This is a genomic window from Candidatus Defluviilinea gracilis, assembly GCF_057138825.1.
Genome location: NZ_DBNHEF010000037.1, coordinates 23571 through 32820, shown reverse-complemented (window position 1 = coordinate 32820; position 9250 = coordinate 23571). Strand labels below are relative to the sequence as shown.

The following is a 9250-nucleotide window of genomic DNA, read 5'->3' as shown; positions in this document are numbered from 1 at the left end:
CTCAATCTGCTCAAACAGGAGAAAACCGCCAAAGGCGGTATGCATGCCAAGCAACTCCAAGCCGCTTGGAACCAGGATTACCTCCTCAAAGTCCTCGCCTCACCGATTTAGATGCGATTGCCCTACGGGGGTTTGCGATTTACAACGAAATCATCAGAAACGCTCTTTTTGCCTGAGTTATACTAGGGGTACTCGGTCCAGAATACAGGAACAAGGCACGGAAATGGCGCAACCAGACCTCCACAGCCGAAAAAGATTGAAGGTGTTGATCGCCGACGACGTCCAAGAGACGCGGCGCAATACCCGTCTCATGCTCGCCACGATTGACGATGTCGAGGTGGTCGCCATCGCGTCGAACGGATTGCAGGCTGTCCAATTTGCGAAGGAGCATCGCCCCGACGTTGTCCTGCTCGACATCAACATGCCCGAAATGGACGGGCTGACCGCCTACCGGGAAATCGCAAAAATCTATCCAGCAACGGGTTGTATCATCATCTCGGCGGAAAAAGACGCGGCGACCTTCCGCACAGCGATCTCGGTCGGCGTGCAGGAATATCTCGTCAAGCCGTTTACCGGGGATGAGTTGGAAGAAGCCATCGGCAAAGTGCGCGCGCGCGTGGAGCAGGCGCAACAACGGATCATGCAAGACACGCAAGTCCGCAAACAGCGCGAGGTCTTTCTCGTTCAACTTGCCACTGAATATGCAAAGACGCGCCGCACAGACGATCAGGCAATGGAAGTGTTCGAGCAGTTGGCGATGAATCCGCAGTGTGAAGCGCGTTGGCTGCAAACGCTCGCCATGATCTATGTGGTGCGGCAAAAATGGGGCAGGCTTAAAGTCCTTGCGGCAAAACTTGAGAAACGTGATACCAAGTGACTGTCACCTTGAAGGTGACAGTCACTTCTACGTGGAGAATCAATGAAAATCGCAATTATCGGAGCGGGGTATGGCGGGCTTGCCGCCGCGTATGATTTGAGAAAAGCAGGGCACGAAGTCACCGTTTTTGAATCGGCAACTTATGTCGGCGGGCTGGCGAGCGGATTCAAAGAGCCGCATTGGGATTGGTCGGTCGAGAAGTTCTATCATCACTGGTTTCAGTCGGACGCTTCGATGATGGGGTTGATAGAAGAATTGGGCTTGTCGAGCAAAGTGATCTTCCCGCGCCCGTTGACGGTGATGTACTTCAACGGAAATTTCTATCCGTTCGACTCGATCCTCAACGCGCTTCGCTTTCCCGGGCTTGGATTTGGACTCAACAAGATCCGCTTCGGATTCGTCGGGCTGTTTCTTCGCCTCACGAACAACTGGCGCGCGCTGGAACAAGTGACCGCCGATGAGTGGATGTTGAAATGGGCGGGCAAGCAAGTCTACGAGCAGATGTGGAAGCCGTTGCTCGTTGGTAAGTTCGGCCCGTTTTATAAGGATGTCAACATGGCGTGGATGTGGGCGCGCATCAAAGCGCGGACGACGAGGCTGGGAACGTTCGAGGGCGGCTTTCAACAATTCGCAGACTCGTTTGCGGAGAAACTGCGCGCGATGGGCGTGGAGATTCGGCTGGGGGCGCCGATCAAGTTCATTAAACAGAATCAGGCGTCGGGCGGATTGAACGTGGATGTCGAGTCGTTCGATAAAGTGTTGGTCACCACCTCCCCATCTCTCATGGCAAAGATGTGCCCCGATCTTCCTGAACATTATTTGAAGGGACTGCTTGAGTTGAAGTCGATGGGCGCGGTGGTGATGGTGTTGTCACTCAAACATCGGCTATCGGAACAGGGCTATTACTGGTTCAGCCTCCCCAAAGAAGCGGGCTTCCCATTGCTCGCGCTGGTGGAGCATACGAACTTTGTTTCAAAGGATCATTTCGGCGGCGATCACATCATTTATGCGGGCGATTATCTCGAATTGGGTCACGAATATTTTTTGTTGAGCGATGAAGAGTTATTGGAGCGATTCATGCCCGCCTTCAAACGGATCAATCCCGCGTTTGAAAAAGATTGGGTGAAGAAAGTGTGGGTGAACAAAACGAATTACGCCCAGCCCGTGCCGCTAGTGAATCATTCAAAAAATATCCCCGCCATTCAAACGCCCATCGAGGGATTGTATTTCGCTTCGATGAGCCAGGTCTACCCCTGGGATCGCGGCACGAACTTCGCGGTGGAGATCGGGAGACGGGCGGCGAGGATGATGTTTGGAAAGTGAGTATAATATCGCCATGACCACAAACCGCATTGCTGTTGACCCTGGAATTCTCGGCGGCAAACCTTGCATTCGCGGAACTCGCATCCCTGTGACGATGGTTCTCGAATTGATCGAGGATGGTTTGACGTTCCAACAGGTGATTGAGGACTATTACCCGCAATTGACAGACGAGGACATCAAGGCTTGTCTTCAATATGCGCGCGCGGTCGTCGAAGGCGAAGACATCCATTTTGTGGATGAAAAACCACTTGCGGCATGAAGTTCCTAGCCGATGAATGTGTCTACAAAGTAACCGTTGACCTGCTTCGTTCGCGGGGGCATGATGTGCACACCGCCCAAGAGACAGGCTTGGCAGGGAAACCAGATGAAGATGTACTCGCTTATGCAATCAAGCATGAGCGCGTTTTAATTACCATTGACATGGATTTCAGCAACATCAGGCATTATCCCCCGAAAACTCACAAGGGCATCATTGTGGCAAAGATGCGTCCGCGCAACGCCGAACAAGTCCATCATGTGCTGGAACAATTGTTGAACACCCTTGAAGAAGATGCGTTGAACCAATCTCTTGTGATCGTGGATCAGAATAAATATCGCATCCGATGATTTCGCGGCAGGAATTTCGCGGTGGAGATCGGACGGCGCGCGGCAAGGATGATGCTCACATAAAAAACTCCGGGCTAAAGCGCAAATAAATCTAGCTCTCTCGTTTCTGGCGGGAACATGTAACCCAAAGGCGCACAAAAGTTTTCTTTTTTGCTCGCTCTTCTTCGTGACCCTTCATCTCCTCTGTGATTCAATCTGTTTAAGGCTTTACTGCGAATTCCGCGAAAAAGCAAAAATTGTTTTTCTCAGAATTCGCCCGATTTGCGTAATTCGCGTTAAGATTCTCGCGCCTATTCTCTATGTCATTAAATCAGGTTGGAGTACAATACGAATTGTCTATTTTCCCCGCCGCGGATTCGGCGGGTACCTCAACACAAGGAGATTTTCCCATGTATCACACCCTCATCATCGCAGGCAACGTCGGCAAGGACCCTGAAATGCGTTACACGCCTTCGGGTCAGGCGGTCACATCGTTTTCGGTTGCCACGAACCGACAGTACACCACAGGCAACGGCGAACAGGTGAAAGAAACGATCTGGTTCCGCATTTCCACGTGGGGGAAGACGGCTGAAACGTGCAACCAGTACGTCAAAAAAGGAATGAAGGTTCTCATTGAGGGACGCCTCACCCCGGACAAAGCCACCGGCGGACCTCGCATCTGGACCAAGCAGGATGGTTCCGCCGGCGCGTCCTTCGAAGTGACCGCCAACACGGTCCGCTTCCTCTCGCGCGCGGATGGCGGCGGTGAAGCCCCAATGTCTGGCGGCATCGAACACGCCGAGATGCCGGCTGAGGATGATATTCCGTTCTAGCGCATGTTCTGGATGCAGTTGCACTGCATCCAGCCCGCAGTACAACTGCGGACAAACCCTATTCATTATGACCACACCCGATCCTCAAGCCGCGAAGCCGCCCCCAGGTATTTTGGCGCAGCCCGCGGGACCGAAACTCAAAGTGAAAGATGGGCTCGAGCCCGCGTACGCCAATTTGGCGCGCATCTCGCATTCGCCCACCGAGTTCGTCATTGACTTCGGTCACATGATCCCCGGCGAACCGACGGCGAACATCAATGCGCGCGTGGTGATGACGCCGCTCAGCGCAAAACTGCTCCTGCGCGCGCTCAACGAAAACCTTGCGCGTTACGAAGCCGCGTTCGGCGAGGTCAAAATTCCCAGCGGTAATACGCTGGCTGATAACCTCTTCCGCAATTTGCACCCGCCCGAACCGCCGAAAGAATGACCCATGCACAAACTCGAACAGATCGCCGACGAAATCCGCAAGAGTTTCGACGTCCGCACGAAGATGCGCGACGAAGCGCTTGCCCTCACGCGCCAATTGACGCGCGCCTGCTCGCTCGCCATCCGCGCGGTGCATCGGAGCGCGCAAGAGGAAATGGAAGAACACCTCGACGAAGCGCACAAACTGGCGGATCGATTACGCGCCGACCTCGCAAATCATCCCGACTTGTACTATGCGGGATACACACAAGACGCGCTCAAAGAATTTGTGGAAGCCAACGTCACCTGCGCGTTGATTCAGAACCGACCGCTTCAAACGCCGGGGGAACTTGGCGTTGAAAACTCGACCTACCTCAACGGGCTGGCGGAGGTCGTTGGCGAATTGCGAAGGCGCACGCTGGATATTCTCCGCTCGGGGTATTCACAGGAAGCCGAACGATTGCTCAGTTACATGGACGAGATCTACTCCGTGCTGGTGACCATCGACTACCCCGACGCGATCACGAACGGCTTGCGTCGCCAAACAGACTTGGCGCGCGGCATCATCGAAAAAACGCGCGGCGACGTCACCTTCTCCCTGCGCGGCGAAGACCTGACGCAAGCCATCCGCAAGTTGAGCGGTCAATTGAACGGCGGAGTGAATGAGGCTGATGAGAGCGGGCTGTCCATCAACCTGAACGAGGACGATTAAGAGAATGGCGCGTCGCCCCGGAAAAAAATACCCTCTCATCATCTACCGTCATATTGTCAGCCGCTGGTGGTTTGCCATGATCTTTATGGGATTCGGTTTGTTCGCGCTCGCCTATGGCGAGTACATCAAGCCTGCCGCCGAGTTTAATCCGCTTCCATGGCGGGTATTTGCCGGGGTGGGCGCGCTTGCCATTGTTGTGGGGCTCTTCTTTTTTGCCATCCGCTTCATGGCGTATGTTCAGCCGCATCCCGCCTTTTTGAAATTCGTCACCCCGTTCCTGCGGATGAACATTTCCTACCGGCGCATCCGCCGCACCACCACTACGGAAATGCGACAATTGTTTCCGCTCAAGGGTATCTCTGGCTGGGCGCAGGATGTTCTCTCTCCGCTGGCTTCGAAGACTGCGTTGGTACTTGAGTTAAACGGGTACCCGGTTTCTCCCATCATCCTGCGGATGTTCCTCTCGCGATTTTTCTTCAAAGATAAGACCCCGCATCTCGTTATTCTTGTGGAGGATTGGCTGAAATTCAGTTCCGAGATGGAAAGCATGCGCACCGGCGTTGAGCCCCCGGATGAACCGCGCAAGCCGAAGAATTCCATCCTTTCGCGCTTGCCGCAGAAATGAATCCCTGATCAAGATCAAAAAATCTCCGTCAAACGTGAACGGAGATTTTTTATGCGGGTTTCCTCAACGGTTGCGTGTCTGATTTTATCGGCAGGACAATAAAAAAGGATGTGCCCGCGCCTGCGGCAGACTCCACCCAAATGCGCCCCTGATGACCATCCACGATCGATTTCACGATGGCAAGACCCAGCCCGGAACCGGTAACATTTTCAGTAATGTTGCTCCCGCGGTAGAACTTATCGAAGATGTGCGGCTGGTCTTCGACAGGGATGCCGGGTCCGTTATCTGAGACTTTGAGGATGATCTGATCGCCCTCCGCAAGGATGGCGATATTCACCTCCCCGCCCGGGTGCGAATATTTGATGGCGTTACCGACAACATTGTCCAGCAATTGCCGCAGGCGAATCGGATTGGCGCGGATGGCTGGCAGGGAGGGAGTAATCTCAGTATGCACTTTGATGCGTTTGGTCTTGATCGTGCCTTGCAACATATTCAGGGTATATTGCAAAATGGCGTCGAGATGCACAAATTCGCGCCGCGTATCCATGCCCGCCTCCACACTGCCGAGATCGAGCAGGTCGTTGATCAGCGCGGTGATATGCTGGACGCTATCCTGGATGCGTTTTAGGAAATCCCGTTGGTGTTCATTGAGTTCGCCGGCGCGTTCGACCAATTCGGTATATCCGATCACCGAGGTGAGCGGTGAACGTAGATCGTGCGACACGGTGTGAACAAACTCACTGCGCATACGATCCATTTCCTTCAGGTAGGTGATATCCTGCATGGTCAGGGCGTATCCCACATCTTGAATCGTTGTCAGTTGGGCATTGCCCACGCGCCCATCCGGGAACCCCACTTCATAATAACTCAAAGGGTCGTTGCCGTTCTTGCGGGTGAAAAGCGCAAGCAAGTCCGGGTGGGTGATCACATCGAGCGCGGGCTTTCCCACCACGTATTTCGCGTCCAACCCAAATGTGCGGCACATGGCGGGGTTGATCAGCAGAATCTTTTTTTCCAAATCGAGGATCATCACACTGTCGTGAATGTTATTGAACACCGATTCGAGTCGCGCGTGCTCGGCTTCGGAGATCTGCGCGCGTTTTTTGAGCGAGGCGGTTGTGCGTCTCACCTCGCGGCGGAGCCAGTCTCCCGTGCGGTTTGCGTTCCTCAAACTGGCTTCGACCATTTCGGTAATTTCCACGGTTTTCAGCGGAGGGGCTAGATACCCGCTCAGCCCAAGGCGGAAAATATCTTTGACATGTTCGAGTTTGGGTTTATCGAGATAGAGCAAAACAGGCAGGGTTGGGAACCGTTCGTGCAATTCATCCGCGATGCGCGTTCCATCCCGGCCGCTGAATTTTTCCCCCACCAACAAAAGCGCCGGGTTGCTCTCCTGCAAGATCAATGCCAGTGAGCGGGTGTCCTTGGCGATCGCCGTCTCGTATTTAACGCGCAACGCGCGATCCATCAACTTCAAAACAGGCGAATCGTCCAGCGCGAGCAGAATCAGGTCTAACTTTGGCATGGGGCGGCGATTTCCAGATTCCCTTTCAGCAGGCTTAAATGATGCAAAGATTGTATCACCCGCTCATGGTTGTGGCAAATCAAACTCATTACATGCTATACTCACAAATCGGTTAATCCCACATAACAAATCCGAAAAGGCGCATCCATGAACTTGAGCGAATTCAAGCGGGAATTTCAGCCCAACCTCCTTCTTCCCAGCCTCACGGCTGGGCTGATCGCCGCCATTGTCACCATCAGCATGGAAATCTCTCTCGCGGCGTTGATCTTCTCCGGCGACCTCAACCCATTCCTCGCCGGCGGGATCGGCTTGATGCTCTTCGGCGCGCTTGTCGTTGGGGTTGTGGTTGCCATGCTCACTTCATTGCCCGGCGCGATCAGCGTGCCGCAAGATACCCCCGCCGCCATCTTCGCACTGATTGCCGCGTCGATCGCGCTACGCATGAAAGGGGCAGAGCCAAAGGCGGCATACGTCACCATAGTCGGAGCCATTGCCATCACATCGATCCTCACCGGCGCGGTATACCTGCTCATCGCCTGGTTCAAGGCAAGTTGGTTTGTGCGTTACATTCCTTACCCGGTCATCGGTGGATTCCTCGCGGGCACCGGCTGGCTCTTAAGCCTCGGCGCGTTCGGGGTGATGACCAACGTGAACCTTTCGTATTCCACCCTTCCGCAATTATTCACGCCCGGTCATTTATTCAGCTGGATTCCCGGACTCGTCTTTGCCGTTATTCTGTTGCTTGTCCTGCGAAAATCGAACCACTACCTGGTCACACCGGGCGCGTTAGTGATCGCCACCGCGTTATTTTATGGCTACCTCTTTCTCTCTGGAATTTCCATCACAGAGGCATCTGCGCGCGGCTGGCTCTTGGGACCTTTCCCCTCCGGCGGATTGTACCAACCCCTCACCCCCGCTTCTCTCGGACTGGTGGACTGGTCCGCCATCCTGCACAATGGCGACAAAATTTTCACCATCGTGATCCTGAGCGTGATTGCCCTCCTGCTCAATGCCAGCGCCCTCGAAGTGACCGTCAAACAGGATATCAACCTCAACCGCGAACTTCAAGCCGCGGGTTGGGCGAATCTGCTGGGAGGGCTGGGAGGCAGTACGGTCGGGTATCAGACACTCGGCCTGTCTTCATTAGCTCACCGGCTCGGCGCGAAAACCCGTCTTGCTAATATTATTTCCGCGTTGATCTGCGGCGCGGCATTATTTTTCGGCGCGTCGGTCATCTCGTTTTTTCCCAAACCCGTGCTAGGCGGAATGCTCCTCTACCTCGGGCTTTCCTTCCTCGTAGATTGGCTGATCGACGCGCGACGCGCCCTGCCAACGATCGATTACATCCTTGTCTGGATCATCCTCTTTATCATTGCCTCTGTCGGCTTTCTGGAGGGAATTATCGCCGGCACATTCATCGCCGCCATCCTGTTCGTGGTTTCCTACAGCCGCGTGGATGTGATCAAGAACGCGCTCAACGGCTCGATCTATCACAGCAAGGTCGACCGTCCCAAACTGCACCGCGATATCCTGCACGATCAAGGCGACGAAATTTACATCCTTAACCTGCAGGGGTTCCTCTTCTTCGGCACGATCCAAAATGTGTTGGAGAAGATCCGCCATCGCATCGACAAGAAAGACCTATGCAAACTCGGCTTCATCGTGCTCGACTTTCATCGCGTCACTCATGTGGATTCGTCCGCTGTGTTTGGCATTACCCGCCTGAAACAGGTGATCCAGGCGAACAACATCCTCATGGTGTGGACGGAAGTCAAGCCGGAGATCGTGAAGAACCTCGAACTGGGCGGCTTGAAAGACGACACCGACAATAGCTTCGTTATCAAGCCCAGCCTCGATGAAGGCGTGGAATGGTGCGAAAATAAGATCCTTACGCGGCAGGGCATGAACGACCTGACCGGGTTCATCGAAAAAGTGGAGAGCCAGCTCAAGCGCGTATTCCCCGACCTCCAGGGCTCAGACCGCCTGTTGCAATACCTCGAACGGCGCGAACTACGCGAGGGTGAGGTATTGATCAAACAGGGCGACCCCGCCGATGAAATGTACTTTGTCGAATCGGGATTGGTGACGATCGAACTGGAACTCCCCAACAATAAACATCTGCGCCTGCGAAGTATTCGCGGCGGCGCAATGGTGGGCGAGGTGGGCATGTATCTTCAACAAGAACGCACCGCCTCGGTGATCGCGGCGCGCCCCAGCGTTGTCTATCGTCTCTCCGCTCAATCGCTCAAGACCATGCAGGTGAAAGACTCGGAGGTGGCGGCGCAATTCCACGAGTGGATCGCCCGCCTGCTTGCCGAACGCATCGCGGATAACAATCGGATCATCGAAGCGTTGATGGAGTAAC

10 protein-coding genes are annotated in these 9250 nt (G+C 54.4%); 9 read left to right on the top strand and 1 reads right to left on the bottom strand.

Annotated features, from left to right (window positions below):
- The first annotated feature begins 223 nt into the window (after positions 1–223).
- The 8 genes from AC16KF_RS04810 to AC16KF_RS04775 all read left to right on the top strand — a co-directional run bounded on the left by AC16KF_RS04810 (position 224) and on the right by AC16KF_RS04775 (position 5360).
- A complete protein-coding gene (locus AC16KF_RS04810; RefSeq protein ID WP_484036164.1) occupies positions 224–877 on the top strand; it encodes a response regulator transcription factor in 654 nt (217 codons plus the stop codon).
- Positions 878–919: 42 nt separating this feature from the next.
- On the top strand, positions 920–2200 hold the full coding sequence (locus tag AC16KF_RS04805; RefSeq protein ID WP_484036163.1) for an NAD(P)/FAD-dependent oxidoreductase: 1281 nt from the start codon (positions 920–922) through the stop codon (positions 2198–2200).
- A gap of 13 nt (positions 2201–2213) precedes the next feature.
- Complete coding sequence (locus AC16KF_RS04800; RefSeq protein WP_484036162.1) at positions 2214–2459, top strand: DUF433 domain-containing protein; 246 nt, start codon at positions 2214–2216, stop codon at positions 2457–2459.
- Positions 2456–2806 (top strand): DUF5615 family PIN-like protein, encoded by a 351-nt coding sequence (locus AC16KF_RS04795; protein ID WP_484036161.1) that lies wholly within the window; start codon positions 2456–2458, stop codon positions 2804–2806. The genes AC16KF_RS04800 and AC16KF_RS04795 overlap by 4 nt, the downstream gene beginning before the upstream one ends.
- 389 nt (positions 2807–3195) lie before the next feature.
- Positions 3196–3618 (top strand): single-stranded DNA-binding protein, encoded by a 423-nt coding sequence (locus tag AC16KF_RS04790; RefSeq protein WP_484036160.1) that lies wholly within the window; start codon positions 3196–3198, stop codon positions 3616–3618.
- Between the two features lie 67 nt (positions 3619–3685).
- A complete protein-coding gene (locus tag AC16KF_RS04785; protein ID WP_484036159.1) occupies positions 3686–4045 on the top strand; it encodes a DUF3467 domain-containing protein in 360 nt (119 codons plus the stop codon).
- A gap of 3 nt (positions 4046–4048) precedes the next feature.
- Positions 4049–4735, top strand: coding sequence for a haloacid dehalogenase (locus tag AC16KF_RS04780; RefSeq protein WP_484036158.1), 687 nt, complete (start codon positions 4049–4051; stop codon positions 4733–4735).
- 4 nt (positions 4736–4739) lie between these two features.
- Complete coding sequence (locus tag AC16KF_RS04775) at positions 4740–5360, top strand: hypothetical protein (RefSeq protein WP_484036157.1); 621 nt, start codon at positions 4740–4742, stop codon at positions 5358–5360.
- Between the two features lie 49 nt (positions 5361–5409).
- Here the strand turns inward: AC16KF_RS04775 and AC16KF_RS04770 are convergent, their stop codons facing one another.
- Positions 5410–6885 (bottom strand): ATP-binding protein, encoded by a 1476-nt coding sequence (locus tag AC16KF_RS04770; RefSeq protein ID WP_484036156.1) that lies wholly within the window; start codon positions 6883–6885, stop codon positions 5410–5412.
- 147 nt (positions 6886–7032) lie between these two features.
- Here AC16KF_RS04770 and AC16KF_RS04765 point away from each other — a divergent pair, with 147 nt between their 5' ends.
- Positions 7033–9249: an SLC26A/SulP transporter family protein gene (locus AC16KF_RS04765; RefSeq protein WP_484036155.1), complete on the top strand. Its 2217-nt coding sequence runs from the start codon at positions 7033–7035 to the stop codon at positions 9247–9249.
- The last annotated feature ends 1 nt before the right edge of the window (position 9250 follow it).

Bases quoted from the DNA above. Each gene is read 5' to 3' on its own strand.
- AC16KF_RS04810 (WP_484036164.1), top strand. From the start codon at position 224: ATGGCGCAACCAGACCTCCACAGCCGAAAAAGATTGAAGGTGTTGATC.
- AC16KF_RS04805 (WP_484036163.1), top strand. From the start codon at position 920: ATGAAAATCGCAATTATCGGAGCGGGGTATGGCGGGCTTGCCGCCGCG.
- AC16KF_RS04800 (WP_484036162.1), top strand. From the start codon at position 2,214: ATGACCACAAACCGCATTGCTGTTGACCCTGGAATTCTCGGCGGCAAA.
- AC16KF_RS04795 (WP_484036161.1), top strand. From the start codon at position 2,456: ATGAAGTTCCTAGCCGATGAATGTGTCTACAAAGTAACCGTTGACCTG.
- AC16KF_RS04790 (WP_484036160.1), top strand. From the start codon at position 3,196: ATGTATCACACCCTCATCATCGCAGGCAACGTCGGCAAGGACCCTGAA.
- AC16KF_RS04785 (WP_484036159.1), top strand. From the start codon at position 3,686: ATGACCACACCCGATCCTCAAGCCGCGAAGCCGCCCCCAGGTATTTTG.
- AC16KF_RS04780 (WP_484036158.1), top strand. From the start codon at position 4,049: ATGCACAAACTCGAACAGATCGCCGACGAAATCCGCAAGAGTTTCGAC.
- AC16KF_RS04775 (WP_484036157.1), top strand. From the start codon at position 4,740: ATGGCGCGTCGCCCCGGAAAAAAATACCCTCTCATCATCTACCGTCAT.
- AC16KF_RS04770 (WP_484036156.1), bottom strand. From the start codon at position 6,885: ATGCCAAAGTTAGACCTGATTCTGCTCGCGCTGGACGATTCGCCTGTT.
- AC16KF_RS04765 (WP_484036155.1), top strand. From the start codon at position 7,033: ATGAACTTGAGCGAATTCAAGCGGGAATTTCAGCCCAACCTCCTTCTT.